We start from the raw sequence: 17205 nt of genomic DNA, 5'->3' as shown, positions 1-17205 counted from the left end.
GTCGCGACATGACCGGCGGCTACCCTGGATCCGTGTCGACCCGCATCTACATCACGTCCGCGGAGGGCCACACGGGCAAGAGCACCGTCGCCCTCGGAGTCCTCGAGACGCTCGCCCGCACGGTCGGCCGAGTGGGTGTGTTCCGGCCGGTGGCGCGCTCCGTGCACGAGCCCGACTACGTGCTCGAACTCCTGCTCCAGCACACCGCGGTCGGCATCTCCTACGACGACGCGGTCGGGGTCACCTACGACGACGTGCACGCCGACCCGGACGCGGCCGTCGCGACGATCCTCCGGCGGTTCGCCCAGGTCGAGCAGCAGTGCGACGCGGTCGTGGTCCTCGGTTCGGACTACACCGACGTGGGCAGCCCCACCGAGCTGTCGTTCAACGCCAAGGTCGCGACGAACCTCGGCGCTCCCGTGCTCCTCGTGCTCGGTGGGCGCGACTCCGCCGACCGCGGCGCCCGCACGCCCGAGGCCATGGCCCAGGTGGCGGACGTCACGACGAGCGAGCTCCGGGCGGCACACGCGCAGCTCCTCGGCGTCGTCGTGAACCGAGCGGACCCCGAGCGGCTCGCCGAGATCGTGTCGAGCGTCGGCGCCGCCGTGCACGACGACCACGCCGGCGTGCCGGTCTGGGCGATCCCGGAGGACCCGGTGCTCGTGGCGCCGACGGTCCGTGCCCTGCTCGAGGCCACCGACGCCACGCTGGTCCGCGGCGACGAGGCCCTGCTCGACCGTGAAGCCCTCGGCACCGTGGTCGCCGGGATGAGCATGGAGAACGTGCTGCCCCGGCTCATCGAGGGCGGCATCGTCGTCGTGCCGGGAGACCGCAGCGACGTCCTCATCGCGACGCTGCTCGCCAACCAGTCCGAGACCTTCCCGAGCCTCGCGGGCGTGATCCTCAACGGCGGGTTCGAGACCGCCCCGCAGATCTCGCGGCTGCTCGAGGGTCTGTCGAGTTCGCTGCCGATCGCGCAGAACACGCTCGGCACGTACGACACGGCGCTCCGGATCACCCAGACCCGGGGGCGGCTCGCGGCCGACTCGCCACGCAAGGCCGACCTCGCGCTGGCCCTGTTCGAACAGCACGTCGACGCCGACGAGCTCCGCGACCGGCTCCAGGTCACGCCGTCCGGGGTGGTCACACCGCTCATGTTCGAGCACGGCCTCCTCGACCGGGCGCGCGGGTACGGCAAGCACATCGTCCTGCCCGAGGGCGACGACGACCGCATCCTCCGCGCGGCGTCGACGCTGCTCGCGCGCCAGGTCTGCCGGATCACGATCCTCGGTGAACCGGCGGCCATCCGGGCCCGCGCGACCGAGCTCGGCCTCGACCTCGAACAGGCGCAGCTCCTCAGCCCGTTCGACCCCGAGCTCCGGGAGCGCTTCGCCGAGGAGTACGCGCGACTCCGGGCGCACAAGGGCATGTCGGTCGAACTCGCCCGCGACACCGTCACCGACGTCTCGTACTTCGGCACGCTCATGGTGCAGCTCGGCCTCGCCGACGGCATGGTCTCCGGGGCGAAGCACACCACCGCGCACACCATCCGGCCGTCCTTCGAGATCATCAAGACCCGCCCCGAGACGTCGATCGTGTCGAGCGTGTTCCTCATGGCACTCGCCGACCGGGTGCTCGTCTACGGCGACTGCGCGGTGATCCCGGACCCGACGAGCGAGCAGCTCGCCGACATCGCGATCTCCTCGGCCGAGACCGCGACGCAGTTCGGCATCGACCCCCGGGTCGCGATGCTCAGCTACTCGACGGGCGACAGCGGCTCCGGTGCCGACGTGGACAAGGTGCGGGCGGGTACGGCCTTCGTCCGCGAGCGCCGCCCGGACCTCCTCGTCGAGGGCCCGATCCAGTACGACGCGGCCGCCGATCCGACGGTCGCGAGCACGAAGATGCCCGACTCCCCGGTGGCGGGCAAGGCGACGGTGTTCATCTTCCCCGACCTCAACACCGGCAACAACACGTACAAGGCCGTGCAGCGGTCGGCCGGCGCGGTCGCGATCGGCCCGGTGCTCCAGGGGCTCCGCAAGCCGATCAACGACCTCTCCCGCGGAGCGCTCGTCAGCGACATCGTCAACACCGTCGCGATCACGGCCGTCCAGGCCGGCACCGCGACGGAGCCCGCCTGACCCGGCCGACCCCACCCCGCGGCGTGAGCCGACCGACCACCGCGCACCGCGCCTCCAGTCCGAACGGAAAGGCAACCAGCCCGTGACCGCAGCCCTCGTCGTGAACTCCGGATCGAGTTCGTTCAAGTACCAGCTCATCGAGCTCGACGACGAGCGGACCCTCGCGTCCGGCCTCGTCGAGCGCATCGGCGAGTCCGCCGGGGCCTGGAAGCACACGAACGCGATCACGGGGGAGTCCTCGTCGAACGACGCCGCGTCCGTGCCGGACCACGCTGCGGGCTTCCAGGCGATGCTCGACGCCTTCGGGAAGGTCGGACCGTCGTTCGAGGACCACCCGCCGGCGGTCGTCGGGCACCGCGTCGTGCACGGCGGCACCACCTTCGACGCCGCCACCGTGGTGACGGCCGACGTCGAGCAGCAGATCGAGGACCTGTCGTCCCTCGCGCCGCTGCACAACCCGGCGAACCTCGAGGGCATCCGCGCGGCGAAGCAGGTGTTCGCGGACGTGCCGCACGTCGCCGTCTTCGACACCGCGTTCCACCAGACGATGCCGCCGCACGCGTACACGTACGCGATCCCGTCCGACCTCGCCGAGCGGTACGGGATCCGCCGCTACGGCATGCACGGCACGAGCCACAAGTACGTCTCCGAGCAGGCAGCTGCGTTCCTCGACCGCCCGCTGTCCGAGCTGAAGACGATCGTGCTGCACCTCGGCAACGGGGCCAGCGCGGCGGCGATCGACGGCGGTCGGTCGATCGAGACCTCGATGGGCCTCACCCCGCTCGAGGGCCTCGTGATGGGCACCCGCTCCGGCGACCTCGACCCCGCGGTCCTCGTGCACCTCCACCGTGAGGCCGGGCTCGACTTCGACGAGCTCGACGACATCCTCAACAAGCGGTCGGGACTCCTCGGGCTCACCGGCAACGGCGACATGCGCGACGTGCAGGACGCCGCCTCCAAGGGCGACGAGGTCGCCGAGGCGGCGCTCGCCGTGTACCGGCACCGCATCCGCCGGTACGTCGGCGCCTACACCGCGCAGCTCGGCGGGCTCGACGCGGTCGTCTTCACCGCGGGGGTGGGGGAGAACAACGCCCTGCTCCGCCGGCGGGTCCTCGCCGGTCTCGAGCACCTCGGCATCGAGATCGACGCGGACCGCAACGAGCTGGCCTCACGGGAGGCCCGACGCATCTCCACGGACACGTCACGGGTCGCGGTGCTCGTCATCCCGACGAACGAGGAGCTCGAGATCGCCCGGCAGTCGGCTGCGGTCGCGCTGTAGCGTCGCCCTCCCCGGCGCGCAGCTTCGCCGCGCTCGACCGGCGGTCCGGCGCGGTGTGCGCGCTTCCGGCGTCGAACCGCGATCCCGACGTCGGACCAGGCCGGGTGCCTGGTCCGACGTCGGGATCGTGGCGCGACCCGGCCGTCGCTGAGCGGCGCGCGTCAGCTGAGCGCTGCGAGCGCCGCGGGGATCGGGGTGTTCCCGCTCGTCACCTCGAACTGCACCCCCACCGCGAGGTCGTCCACGAGCGCGTGCAGCACGAGGGCCGCCACGTCCGCGCGGGGGATCGAGCCGCGCGGGACCGTCCGGCCGACGTCGACCGTGCCCTGCGGCGGTGTGTCGAGCAGCGCACCCGGACGGATGATCGTCCACCGCAGGTTGCGGGCCCGGATGTTCGCGTCGGCCTCCGACTTGGCCCGCAGGTACACCTGGAACACGTCGGCGTCGCTCTGCGCGGGGACGACGGCCCGCTCGGGGTCGTAGCGGTCCGTCGCCATCGCGGAGATCATCACGTACCGCTGCACACCGAGGCGTTCCGCGGCGTCCGCGAGCAGGAGTGCTGCGTCGCGGTCGACGCTGAGCTTGCGTTCCGCGCCGCTGTTCGGACCGGCACCGGCGGCGAACACGACCGCGTCGACGCCGCGGAGCCGCAGCGCGAGCTCGTCGTCGTCGAGCTGCTCCAGGTCGGCCACGAGCGCGGTGGCGCCCTGCTGTTCGACGTCCGGGACGTGGGCCGGGTTCCGGACGATCGAGACGGCGTCGTGTCCGGCATCGGTGAGCTGACGGGCGAGGAGGAGGGCGATCTGCCCGTGGCCCCCGGCGATGGCGATCTTCATGTGTCCGATACTGCCCGTCGCGTCCGGTAGACTTCCGGAGGCTCCTCACGTGACGCCATCCAGGCCAACTCCCCCAGGGCGGAAACGCAGCAAGGGTAACCGGGCTCTGGCGGGTGCGTGGGGAGTCTTTTCGTGCGCCGATCGCTTCGTGCGCCGATCGTTTCGAGCGCCGATCGTTCCGTGCGCCGATCGTTTCGTGCGCCCGGCGCGGTTCGGTGACGGTTTCGTCACGGCCCGCGGACAGATTCCTGATCGTGTGTGAAGATCGGTCCCAGGAACCCCCAACCAGGGTTCCGACCCTCCACCGCCTCACCAGCGGGGGAGTTCCGAGGATCAGGTGGCGGGTGCGCCCGCCAGGAACGGGACACGCATGCGCGAGCACGTGTCGTCGCGGCGTACCGTCGCGGCGGGCATCGGGGAACGACGGATCGACGGTGCCGGGAGCCGTGCTCGACGACGAGCACCGCGCGACCGGCGCCCACTGCTGCGCGGTGCTGTCGTCGCCACGGTGACGGCGCTGGTCGCCGCCACCGTGGCGATCCAACCGGCGACGGCAGCGCAGTCCGACGTCGCCGAGGCCGAGGGGGTCCTGCTCGGGGGCTCGGGCATCGTCGACGTCGACTCGATCGCACGGCTCGGCGGGGCGTACTCCGCCCGGGCCGCGACGAGCGGGGGCGGCACCACGAGCCAGCCGCTCGACCTCACCGCCGTGAACGCGCTCGGGGTGCGGCTCGGGAACAACGTCGACCTGCTCGGGGCGAACGGCATCCTGACGCTCGGCGTGGACGGGCAGTACGCCCGCAGTTCGGCGACCGGAGCGACCGCCTCGGCCGGGCTCCTGACCGACGACGGTGCGATCGGGGTGGGATCGGGGACCGGTACGAACGCGGCGACGCTCGACCTGCGTCCGCTGCTGTCCCGCGTGGGTGCGGACACGTCGGTCCTCTCGACCGGACGGCTGCAGGTCGGCGCGCTCGCCTCGACGATCACCGCGACGCGCGGGGCGACCGTGACGACGTCGAGCGACTACCGGATCGCCAGCGCACGGCTCGACCTCACGAGCCCCGCGGTCGCCGGGCTGAGCACGTCGCTCCGGAGCGACCTCCGGTCGTTCTCGACCACGGTGAACACGACCGTCGGCGCCGACGGGGCGCTCGCCGGCGTCACGACCGGTCTCACGGCCGAACTCCAACGCCTCCTCCGGACCACCGCGCTCGGCGCGCTCGTGAACGTCGACGGCACCACGGTCAAGGCGTCGGTGAACCTCAACCTCGACGACACCCTCACGCAGGTGCTCGCCCAGCCCCTGACCGACGGCGCGGTGACGATCACCCCGTCGACCGGCGCGATCACCGTCGATCTCGACAAGCTCACGGCGCTCAACGGCCAGCCGGCGAACACACCGGTGCTGACGGACGCGGCGGTGGCGTCGATCAACCAGAGCATCGCCACGATCCTCGGGACCCAGCTGCCGACGGCGCTGCGGACGGCCGTGGTGAACACGATCAACTCGACCGCCGTGCGCATCGACGTCGCGGCGAACGTCCGCACCGCGGTCGGGGCCCTCGACCCGATCACCATCCGGGTGGACTCGACCCTCGGGCAGCTCGCCGGCACCGCCCCCGGCACGCCGACGACGACCGTGACGGGCGGCCCCCTCGGACTGTCGCTCCTGGGCACGCTCCTCACCCCGGCGATCACCTCGCTCGTGATCCCGGCAGCGCAGACGCTCGTCCGACCGCTCGTGACCGGCACCGCACTCGACGACCTCGGGACCGCACTGCGGGCCACGACGACCGCGGTCGCCCGGACGCTCGCACCGGTCGTGCTGCTCCTCCGCCAGGTCGTCGACCTCACGGTGAACGCGCAGGACACGAGCACCGGCTTCCGCGACGGCCGCGGCTACGACACCGGCGCTCGGAGCGTGCACGCCCTCCGGCTGTCGGTCCTGCCCGGCGCGAACGTGGCGACCGTCGACCTCGCGACCTCGACCGTCCGGGCCGCGGCCTTCGCGACGCCGACGATCACCGCGCCGACCGCGGGGCAGCAGTTCAGCGTGCCCACCTCGGCCTCGACGCGCAGCATCACGGTGAGCGGCGCGGGCGAACCCGGCGCGACGATCCGTGTCGACCTCGGCGGCGGCCGCACCGGTACCGGGACCGTCGCCGCGAACGGCACGTGGACGACGTCGGTCGCGAACGTGCCGACCGGCGAGTACACGGCCACCGCGACGCAGACCGTCGGGGGCACGGCCGCGGGCGCCGCCACGCAGCGCTTCACCGTCGTGGCACAGCAGCCGCTCGTGGTCACGACACCCACCTCCGGACAGACGTTCACCATCGCGGGCGCCTCGACCACGGTGACGGTCACCGGTACGGCGACGCCCGGTGCGCGCATCGACGTCGACCTCGGTGGCGGGCGCACGGGGTCGGCGACCGTCGCGGCCGATGGGTCCTGGAGCGTCCCGGTCGCGGACCTGCCGACCGGCAGCTGGACCGCGAGCGTGACCCAGACCGTCGGGGACTCGACGTCCGCACCCGTCACCCGGTCCTTCCGCGTCGTGCAGGCAGCCGACCTGACGGTCGCGTCGCCGAGCGCTGGGCAGGCCCTCCCGCTCGCCGGCACCACCCGCGAGGTCGTCCTGTCCGGGACGGCGCAGCCCGGGGCCACGGTCGACGTCGACCTCGGCGGCGGCCGCACGGCGACGACGACCGCCGCGGCGGACGGGTCGTGGTCGGCGACCGTGCCGGACGTGCCGGCCGGCTCGTACGACGCAGCCGTGACCCAGACCGTCGGCGGGTCGACGAGCGAGCCGGTGCGTCGCGCCTTCACCGTCACGGCCGCCGAGCGGTTGACGATCACCGCTCCCGCGGACGGCAGCACGATCCGTGTGGCCGACCCGACCTCGACCACACCCGTGACGGTCCGCGGCACCGCGGCTCCGGGAGCCCGGGTGTCGGTCTCGATCGGCGGAGCGTTCGCGGCGACGACGACCGCGGGCGACGACGGCCGGTGGAGCGCCACCTTCGCGGGCGTGCCCGTGGGGGAGCGCACCGCCACCGCGACGCAGACGGTCGCCGGCACGACGTCGGACCCCGTGTCGAGCGACTTCGCCGTCGCGGCGGGTGCACCCCTCGTGCTGACCGCGCCCGCGGACGGTGCCGTGCTGACGGTGCTCACCGCCGACGACACGACCGACGTCCGCGTCACCGGCACGGCGCAGCCCGGCGCCACCGTGGACGTCTCCCTCGGCTCGGGGCTCACGGCCAGCACGACCGCCGACGACGAGGGCGACTGGACGCTCAGCGTGGCCGGGGTGCCGGTCGGGACCCGCACGCTCAGTGCCACGCAGACGGTCGGCGACACCACCTCGCCGGTGGTCACGAGGACCCTCACCGTCTGGGCCGCCGCGGCACTGACCGTCACGACGCCGACGCAGGACAGCAGCACGACCGTCGCCACCGCCGACTCGACGATCGACGTCAGGGTCTCCGGTACGGCCGAGCCCGACGCCGACGTGGACGTCCGGCTCGACGGCGGCGCGGTGGTGACGACGACCGCGGGCGACGACGGCACCTGGTCGGTGACCCTGCCCGACGTCGACGTCGACGACCACACCGTGCGGGTCACGCAGACCGTCGGCGGCGCCACGTCCGACCCCGTCGACCGGGACTTCTCGATCGTCGCCGGTGCCCCGGTCGCCATCGACACACCGGTCGCCGACGCCGAGATCGCTGCCGGTCCCGGTGGCTCGGCTCCGGTCGTCGCCACCGGCACCGCCGAACCCGGTGCCACCGTCACGGTCCGCTTCGACGACGGTGACCCGATCGAGGTCACGGCGGGCCCGGACGGCCGCTGGACCGCACCGGCGACCGGCAGCGTCCGGCTCGACACCGACGACCACGCCGTCACCGCGGTCGCGACCGTCAACGGCACGCAGGGCGACAGCGTCTCCCGTGCCTTCTCGGTCGTGCCCGGGACGGCCATCACGATCGAGACCCCGCCCGTCGGCACGCGCATCGTCGTCGTCGACGAGGACGCCCGCGCGACGGTCCCGATCACCGGCACGGCCGAACCCGGCGCCGCGGTGTCGGTCTCCGTGGACGGCGGAACGGCGCTCACGACGGCGGCCGACCCGACCAGCGGCGCGTGGACCGTCACCGCTACCGGCATCGCACCGACCGGCACGCACACCGTCAACGCGACGCAGACCGTCGGCAGCGTGAGCACGAGCGCGATCCCGACCACGTTCCAGGTCGTCACGGCCGCGCCCGTCCGGATCAACGCACCGACGACCGACCCGATCCGCGTCGCGGGCGAGGACGTCACGCGCGACGTGCGCGTCACGGGCACGGCGCAGCCCGGCGCGACGGTCACCCTGTCGGTGCCCGAGCAGGACGACCGCACCACGACCGCCGCTGGCGACGGGTCCTGGTCGGTGACCCTGCCGGACCTCGGCGTCGGTGCCTACACCGTGTCGGTCACCCAGGAGGTCGCGGGCGCGACGTCCACGCCGGCGGAGCGGACGGTGACGCTCGAGGCCGCCGACCCCGTGGAGATCACGTCGCCGGGCGCCGGGATCCTGTACGTGCCGGACGCCGGGGACACCCGTCCGGTGACGGTCGTCGGCACCGCCGACCCCGGTGCCCCGGTGCGGGTGACCCTCGCCGACGACGAGCTGACCACCACCGCGGACGACGACGGCGACTGGACGGTCGTCTTCACCGCCGTGGCGGAGGGCGACCACCCGCTCGTCGCGACCCAGACCGTGGGCGGCACCACTGCCTCCAGTCCGGAGCAGACGGTGCAGGTGCGCGCAGCCGCGGCGCTCGCGATCACCGAGCCCGAGGACGACGCGACAATCACCGTCGCGGACGCCACCGGGACCGTCGACCTGACGGTGACGGGGACGGCGCAGCCGGACACGGACGTGACCGTCCGGCTCTCCACGGGAGCGTCGGAGACGGTGACGAGCACTGCGGACGGTGACTGGACGCACACGTTCACGGACGTGCCGGTCGGGGACCACCGTGTCACGGCGACGCAGTCGGTCGACGGGCGGCAGTCCGCGCCGGTGACCGTCGACGTGACGGTCGCCGCCGGTGCGCCGCTCGTCGTCCGGACCCCGGCCGGGGCCACGACCGTCACGGTCGCGGACGAGGACGCGACGACCGACGTCGACTTCGCCGGCACCGGCGCGCCCGGTGCGGAGGTGACCGTCGACCTCGGTGGCGGCCGCACCGCCACGGCCCCCGTGCGCCAGGACGGTACCTGGGACGCCACCGTCGAGGACGTCCCGGTGGGATCGTCGACGGCGTCGGTGACGCAGTCGATCGGCGGCACCACGAGCGCCGCCGTCGAGCGGTCCGTCTCGGTCGTGGCCGCGGCGGTGCTCACGATCCGGCAGCCCTCGGACCCCGTCACGGTCGCCGGACCGGACGCCACCACGACCGTCACCGTCGCGGGCGACGCCCAGCCGGGCGCCACCGTCGAACTCACCGTCGACGACCGCGACCCGGTGCGGACGACGGCGAGCACGGACGGGTCGTGGAGCATCGACGTCCCGGACCTGGGCGTCGCGACGCACACGGTCAGCGCCACGCAGACGGTCGGCGGCTCCACCTCGACCACACCGGTCGAGCGCGACGTCGTCGTCGTGGCCGGTGACCCGGTGACGGTGACGGAGCCGACGGCGGGGCAGGAGTACACCGTCGCCGGACCGGACGCCACCACCACGGTCGACGTCGCCGGGACCGCCGAGCCCGGCGCCACCGTCGTGGTCGACCTCGGCGGCGGCCGCAGCGAGTCCACCACGGCCGACGAGGACGGCGACTGGTCGGTCTCGGTGCCGGACGTGCCGGCGGGCGACCCGACCACGGTCCGGGTCACGCAGCGGATCGGCGACACCGTCTCCGAGCCGGTCGAGGTCCGGGTGAGCGTCGCCGTCGCGGACCCGATCACGATCGCAACACCGGGCGACGGGACCGAGCTCCGGGTCGCGCAGCCGGACTCGCAGGTCGCGGTCACGGCGGCCGGCGCGGCCGACGCGGGCGCCACCGTCCGTGTGACCATCGACGGCGGGGACCCGGTCACGACGACCGCGACGGGCGGCACCTGGAGCGTCGACCTCGGGACGGTCGGCACCGGCGAGCACACCGTGCGCGCCACCCAGACGATCGGGGCGTCCACCTCGCCCGCGGTCACGAGCACGTTCACCGTCACCGCCGGTCGCGCGCTCACGCTGACCAGCCCGGCGGCCGACGCCACGATCACGGTGCCGAACGGGACGACGTCCACCGACGTCCCCGTGTCCGGCACGGGCGACCCCGGTGCGACCGTCCGCCTCGTCGCCGACGACGGCGCGCCCGTCGAGGTCCTCGTGGACGGCGACGGCCGCTGGTCGACGATCCTCCCGGGCGTGGAGCCGGGCGACCACACGATCGAGGTGCGGCAGGTCGTCGGCGGCACGGTGTCGACGCCGATCGACCGCGCGTACACCGTCGAGGTCGCACCGGCCGAGGCCATCGTCGTGACCGCCCCCGCCGAGGGCACGGTCTACCGCGTGGTCGGCGGGTCCACCACGGTCACCGTGAGCGGCACCGCGGCCCCGCGAGCGGCGGTCAGCGTCCGTGTCGACGGCGGCGACCCCGTCACCACGACCGCGGACGAGGACGGCGACTGGTCGGTCGACGTGCCGTCGGTCGGCACCGGGGCGCACACGGTCGCGGCGTCGCAGCGCATCGGCTCGGAGTCGTCGTCCGCACCGGCGGTCGGCTTCACCGTGGAGGCCGCGAGCGGCGTCGACGTCCGGACCCCCGTCGACGGCCAGGTCTTCACGGTCCCGAGCGGGACCGCGGACGTGCCGGTGTCCGGCACCGCAGAACCCGGCGCGCGCGTCACCGTGGACATCGACGGGCGCACGCAGACCACCCTCGCCGGCGGTGACGGGTCCTGGACCGTCACGGTGCCGGGCGTGCCCGCGGGTGACCACACCGTCGCGGTCACCGAGACCGTCGGCGGCGTCACCTCGCGGCCGGTCACGGTCGGCGTCACCGTGGTCGTCGCGCAGCCCACGGGCATCACGATCACCAGCCCGACGCCCGGTCAGCTCATCCCTGCCACGGGCACGGGCGACACCGGTTCGTTCACCGTCCGCGGGACCGCGACACCACGCGCGCTCGTCGTCGTCACCCTGTCCGACGGGCAGTCGCGGACGACGACCGCGGACGCCACGGGGGCCTGGAGCGTGACCTTCGACCGCGTGCCGGAGGGCGAGTGGACGATCCGCGCGACCGAGAGCGTGAACGGGGTCGCCACCGCGGCCGAGCCGGTCGCGGTCGTGGTCGCCGCGGTGGACCCGCTCGCGATCACGGCCCCGACGCCCGGGGCGCACCAGCAGGCGAACGCGGCCGGGTACACCGACTGGCGCGTGACCGGGACGGCGGACCCCGGCTCGACCGTCACCCTGTCGGTCGACGGCGGGGCGCCGGTCACGGTCACCGCGGGGGCGGACGGCTCCTGGAGCGTCGTGCTCCGGCTGCTCGTCGGTCCGCACACGATCAGCGTCACGCAGACGGTCGCGGGAGCGACGTCCGCGGCGCAGTCCGTGCGCGTCGTGGTGGACGCGGCGCCGTCCGTACCGGGTGAGCCGGGTACGCCGGGTGAGCCGGGTGAGCCGGGTGAGCCGGGTACGCCGGGTGAGCCGGGTACGCCGGGCACGCCGGGCACGCCGGGCACGCCGGGCACGCCGGGCACGCCCGGCACCCCGGGTGTTCCGGGTGCTCCGGGCACTCCGGGGGCGCCCGGCAGCGGCGGCGGTGTCGGGACGGGCGGCGGTCTCGCCTTCACCGGGGCCGACGTGGCGCCGCTCGCGAGCGCGGCAGCCGGACTCGTGGTGCTCGGGTTCCTGCTCCTCGGTCTGTCGCGCCTCGCGCGCGGGGTGCGTCGCCGCAGGGGCTGACGCCGGTCGCGACGCGACCATGAGACGGACTGGAGGCACGGTGCACGCCCGCACCGTGCCTCCCGTCCGTCGGTCGGCCGGGTCCTGTGGAGACGGCTGGTGGTGTCGGCGGTGCCGACTACCCTTGGTCGCGTGGTCACCGCCCTGTATCGCCGTTACCGGCCCGAGAACTTCGCCGAGCTGATCGGGCAGTCCCAGGTCACCGATCCGCTGCGCACCGCGTTGCGGACGAACCGGGTCAACCACGCCTACCTCTTCAGCGGCCCCCGCGGCTGCGGCAAGACGACGTCGGCGCGGATCCTCGCGCGCTGCCTGAACTGCGCCGAGGGGCCGACCGACACGCCGTGCGGCGTGTGCCCGAGCTGCGTCGAGCTCGCCCGCGGCGGCGGCGGGTCGCTCGACGTCATCGAGATCGACGCGGCGAGCCACAACGGCGTCGACGACGCGCGCGACCTCCGCGACCGTGCGGTGTTCGCCCCCGCCCGCGACCGCTACAAGATCTTCATCCTCGACGAGGCCCACATGGTCACGCCGCAGGGCTTCAACGCCCTGCTCAAGCTCGTGGAGGAGCCTCCGGAGCACGTCAAGTTCATCTTCGCGACCACCGAGCCCGAGAAGGTCATCGGCACCATCCGCTCGCGGACCCACCACTACCCGTTCCGACTCGTGCCGCCCGCCGCGATGCTCGAGTACGTCGAGCAGCTCTGCCAGCAGGAGTCCGTGTCGGTGGCTCCCGGCGTGCTGCCGCTCGTCGTGCGTGCCGGTGGGGGGTCGGTCCGCGACACCCTGTCGCTGCTCGACCAGCTCATCGCGGGCAGCGAGGACGGTGCGATCGCCTACGAACGCGCCGTCGCCCTGCTCGGCTACACCGACGCCGCGCTCCTCGACGACGTCGTGGACGCGCTCGCCGTGGCCGACCCGGCGTCCGCGTTCGCCGCGGTCGACCGCGTGGTGCAGACCGGGCAGGACCCGCGACGCTTCGTGGAGGACCTGCTCGAGCGTCTCCGTGACCTCATCGTCGTCGCCGCCACGAACGAGAGCGCGGCCGCCGTGCTCCGCGGGGTCTCGCCGGAAGAGCTCGACACGATGACCAGGCAGGCCGGCGTGTTCGGCGCGACCGGGCTCTCCCGGGCGGCCGACATCGCGAACCGGGCGCTCACCGAGATGACCGGCGCGACCTCGCCCCGCCTGCACCTCGAGCTGATGACGGCGCGCATCCTCGTGCCCGAGAGCGACGACACCCAGCGCGGCGCCCTCGCCCGGGTCGAGCGGCTCGAGCGACGCATCGGTGTCGGTGACGCCGGTGGGCACCAGGCCGAGCCCGTGCGGGCTGCCGGCGGTGCCGAGTCGAGCCGAGGCCAGGCCCCCGCTGCTCCGACGCCGACCCAGGCAGCGACGACGTCCCCCGCGCGCCAGGCCGCGCCCACCGCCCCGGCCTCCACCGCCCCGGCCACCGTCGCTCCGGCCGCCACCGCCCCGGCCACCGGTGGTCCGGCGCAGCCGCCGCGCTCCGCCGGTGCGCCCGCGTCGTCCGTCGCCGCTCCGGGGCAGGAGTCATCGACCGCGCCGGGCACCGCGGCCCGTGACGCCGCCGCGTCCTGGGCAGCAGCGGTGCCGAGCGCACCGAGCCCGTCGCAGGACCCGGGTCCGTCGTCCGCGGCCGCGCCGCAGTCCGAACGGCCCTCGGAGCCCGTGAGCTCCTCGTCCACCGGGCAGGGCACGGCCGTCGGCGACGAACCCGCGGTGCAGCCGGTCGGTGTCGTCGGCTTCCAGCAGATGCGTGACGCATGGCCGCAGGTCGTCGAGCACGTGCAGCGAGCCAAGCGTTCGGCGTGGTCCGTCGTCGTGACCGCGCAGGTGACGGCGCTGCGGGACGACGTGCTGACCCTGACGTTCCCGAGCCAGCAGGACGTCGCGTCCTTCAAGGAGATGTCCGACCCGTCCGCCAGCGTGAGCGAGCTGCTCCGTGCGGCCATCGTGGACGTGCTCGGCATCCGTGTGAAGTTCGTCGCGCGGGGTCCGGCGGCGGCTGGGGCACAGCAGCGTCCGGCGCCCGAGCAGCAGCGTCCGGCCGCGGAGCAGCCGCAGCAGCGTCCTGCCCCGGAGCAGCAGCGTCCTGCCCCGGAGCAGCGGCAGGCGTCGGAGCAGCCGCAGCAGCGTCCTGCCCCGGAGCAGCAGCGGCCGGCCGCGCAGCAGCAGGCGCCGGCGCCCGATCAGCAGCAGCAACGGCCGGCGCCGGAGCCGCAGCGGCCGCAGCGTCCAGTGCCGGAGCAGCAGGAGCCACAGCAGCAGGAGCAGCGCTCAGAGCGAGCACAGCAGCCTGCCGAGCCGAGTGCGCCCGTCACGGAGTGGGCGGTCGCCACGATCCCCACCACGGACCCGACGGCGGGTGCCGTCCCCGAGTCGGTCCAACCGACCTGGGGCGCCCCGTTCGGGCAGACCGACCCGAACGAGCCCGTCGCACCGGCAGAACCGCAGCGCCCGGACCCTGCGGCCGACGCAGCGCTCGCCGCGCAGCTCCGCCCGGCATCGTCCTTCTCGGCTCCGGCGCCTCGTGCCGCTCCGTCCGGCAGCGGTGTCGAGCCCGCCCCGACCGACGACGCCGCCACGAGCTCCGACCAGGTCACGGCGACCGCAGCTGGCACTCCCACCGCGGGCACCGCCACGACCTCGGTGGCCACGCCGTCGAGTGACGTCCCGGTGGACGACTACCCGCTCGACGACGAACCGTACGACGACGGCGCGCCCTTCCCGGACCCGGGGTCCGGCGCCCCGAGCGGTGGACCCGCGCAGCGCGCCGCGGCCCCGACGCAGCAGCAGGCGCCGCAGCAGCAGGCGCCGCAGCAGGCGCCGCAACAGGCCGCCCGGACGGCCGCTGCGCCCGCCCCGCAGGTCCGCCGCACCGCCGTCGCCGGTCGTTACGGCGAGGCCGTCGTCCGCGAGATCCTCGGTGCGCAGTTCATCGAGGAGACCGCCCTCCACGAGGACGGTGCCTGATGTACGACGGCATCGTCCAGGACCTCATCGACGAGTTCGGCCGCCTGCCCGGCATCGGCCCGAAGTCGGCGCAGCGCATCGCGTTCCACATCCTCCAGACCGAGTCGTTCGACCCGACGCGGCTCTCCGAGCTCCTCGCCGAGGTCAAGGAGAAGGTCCGGTTCTGCGAGGTCTGCGGGAACGTCACCGAGAACGTGCAGTGCAGCATCTGCCGTGACCCGCGACGGTCCCCGAGCGTCATCTGCGTCGTGGAGGAGGCCAAGGACGTCGCCGCCATCGAACGGACGCGGGAGTTCCGCGGGCTGTACCACGTGCTCGGCGGCGCCATCAGCCCGATCGACGGCGTCGGGCCGGACGACCTCCGGATCCAGCAGCTGATGACGCGCCTGGCCGACGGCACCGTCGACGAGGTCATCATCGCCACCGACCCGAACCTCGAGGGGGAGGCGACGGCGACGTACCTCAGCCGCCTGCTCGTGCCGATGGGCATCCGGACGACCCGGCTGGCCTCCGGGCTCCCCGTCGGCGGTGACCTCGAGTACGCCGACGAGGTCACCCTCGGCCGGGCGTTCGAGGGCCGACGGCTCGTCGGCGGCTGACGCCCGCGCAGGATCATTGCGTCGAGGGCCGCCCCGACGCAACATCCACGAAACACCCTTTACGATTGTCGGAACCGCGCGCTCCGCGCGTCCGCCCCGTCCCCAGGAGTACCAACCCGTGGCCTTGATCGTGCAGAAGTTCGGTGGATCGTCCGTCGCGGACGCCGAGAGCATCAAGCGCGTGGCGAAGCGGATCGTCCAGACGAAGAAGGCCGGCAACGACGTGGTCGTGGCCGTTTCCGCGATGGGCGACACCACCGACGAGCTCGTCGACCTCGCGCACTCGGTGACACCCATCCCCGCCGGACGTGAGCTCGACATGCTCCTCACGGCGGGGGAGCGCATCTCGATGGCCCTCCTCGCGATGGCGATCAAGAGCCTCGGCGTCGAGGCGTCGTCGTACACGGGCAGCCAGGCCGGCATGCTGACCGACGCGCAGCACGGCAAGGCCCGCATCGTCGACGTCACCCCGAAGCGCGTGCGCGAGGCGCTCGACGCCGGGCACGTCGCGATCGTCGCCGGGTTCCAGGGCTTCAACCGCACGACGGGCGAGATCACCACGCTCGGTCGTGGCGGCTCCGACACGACGGCCGTCGCCCTCGCAGCAGCGCTCGACGCGGACGTCTGCGAGATCTACACGGACGTCGACGGCATCTTCACCGCCGACCCCCGCGTCGTCCCGCGCGCCCGCAAGGTCGACCGCATCACGAGCGAGGAGATGCTCGAGCTCGCGGCGTCCGGCGCGAAGGTCCTCTACATCCGTGCCGTCGAGTACGCCCGTCGGCACGGCGTCACCCTGCACGTCCGCTCGTCGTTCTCCAACGCCGAGGGCACCATCGTCTACAACCCTGCAGAGGGGGAAACCGTGGAAGAACCGATCATCACCGGCATCGCCGGAGACCTCTCCGAGGGCAAGATCACCGTCGTCGGCGTGCCCGACACCCCCGGCAAGGCCGCCGAGATCTTCACGATCGTGGCCCGCGCCGGTGCGAACATCGACATGATCGTGCAGAACGTGTCGGAGGCCGTGACCGGTCGCACGGACATCTCGTTCACCCTCCCGAAGGACCAGGGGCAGGGTGTCCTCACCGCGCTCGAGGTCGCGAAGGCCGACATCGGGTACGAGAGCATCCAGTACGACGACCAGATCGGCAAGCTCGCACTCGTCGGCGCCGGCATGCGCACGAACGCGGGCGTCTCGGCGCAGCTGTTCCGTGCGCTCCACGAGGCCTCGATCAACATCGAGATGATCTCGACGTCGGAGATCCGCATCTCGGTCGTCACCCGCGCCGACACCCTCAACGACGCCGTGCGCGTGGTGCACGAGGCGTTCGGACTCGACGGCGAGAACGAGGCCGTCGTCTACGCCGGCACCGGCCGCTGAGCCCGCAGA

General features: G+C 73.7%; 7 protein-coding genes and 1 other RNA gene. 7 read left to right on the top strand and 1 reads right to left on the bottom strand.

Features of this window, described 5'->3' with window-relative positions; genetic code table 11:
* The first annotated feature begins 32 nt into the window (after positions 1–32).
* Both pta and ACRQ4C_RS11915 read left to right on the top strand, forming a co-directional pair.
* Complete coding sequence (pta, locus tag ACRQ4C_RS11920) at positions 33–2141, top strand: phosphate acetyltransferase (protein WP_439688788.1); 2109 nt, start codon at positions 33–35, stop codon at positions 2139–2141.
* 82 nt (positions 2142–2223) lie between these two features.
* The gene (locus ACRQ4C_RS11915) at positions 2224–3420 is read left to right on the top strand and encodes an acetate/propionate family kinase (protein WP_290131257.1); all 1197 of its coding nucleotides are present in this window, start codon (positions 2224–2226) and stop codon (positions 3418–3420) included.
* Positions 3421–3581: 161 nt separating this feature from the next.
* Here the strand turns inward: ACRQ4C_RS11915 and ACRQ4C_RS11910 are convergent, their stop codons facing one another.
* Positions 3582–4256, bottom strand: coding sequence for an SDR family oxidoreductase (locus tag ACRQ4C_RS11910; protein ID WP_400413208.1), 675 nt, complete (start codon positions 4254–4256; stop codon positions 3582–3584).
* Between the two features lie 36 nt (positions 4257–4292).
* Between ACRQ4C_RS11910 and ffs the strand changes: the two genes are divergently transcribed.
* The 5 genes from ffs to ACRQ4C_RS11885 all read left to right on the top strand — a co-directional run bounded on the left by ffs (position 4293) and on the right by ACRQ4C_RS11885 (position 17196).
* Positions 4293–4389: signal recognition particle sRNA small type (gene ffs / locus ACRQ4C_RS11905), an RNA gene on the top strand.
* 237 nt (positions 4390–4626) lie between these two features.
* The gene (locus tag ACRQ4C_RS11900; protein ID WP_439688787.1) at positions 4627–12216 is read left to right on the top strand and encodes a choice-of-anchor G family protein; all 7590 of its coding nucleotides are present in this window, start codon (positions 4627–4629) and stop codon (positions 12214–12216) included.
* 132 nt (positions 12217–12348) lie between these two features.
* Positions 12349–15213 carry a DNA polymerase III subunit gamma and tau gene (locus tag ACRQ4C_RS11895; RefSeq protein ID WP_439688786.1) on the top strand — a complete coding sequence of 955 codons (2865 nt, stop codon included), beginning with the start codon at positions 12349–12351 and terminating at the stop codon, positions 15211–15213.
* Positions 15213–15812, top strand: coding sequence for a recombination mediator RecR (gene recR / locus ACRQ4C_RS11890; RefSeq protein WP_058725994.1), 600 nt, complete (start codon positions 15213–15215; stop codon positions 15810–15812). Before ACRQ4C_RS11895 ends, recR begins: the two co-directional genes overlap by 1 nt.
* Before the next feature lie 118 nt (positions 15813–15930).
* Positions 15931–17196 (top strand): aspartate kinase, encoded by a 1266-nt coding sequence (locus ACRQ4C_RS11885; RefSeq protein WP_400413215.1) that lies wholly within the window; start codon positions 15931–15933, stop codon positions 17194–17196.
* Positions 17197–17205: the final 9 nt, after the last annotated feature.

The sequence above is a fragment of the Curtobacterium sp. SP.BCp genome (assembly GCF_051903255.1).
GTDB lineage: Bacteria > Actinomycetota > Actinomycetes > Actinomycetales > Microbacteriaceae > Curtobacterium.
Note: the sequence above shows the minus strand (reverse complement) of the source record. Positions and strands in the feature narration are given on the sequence as shown.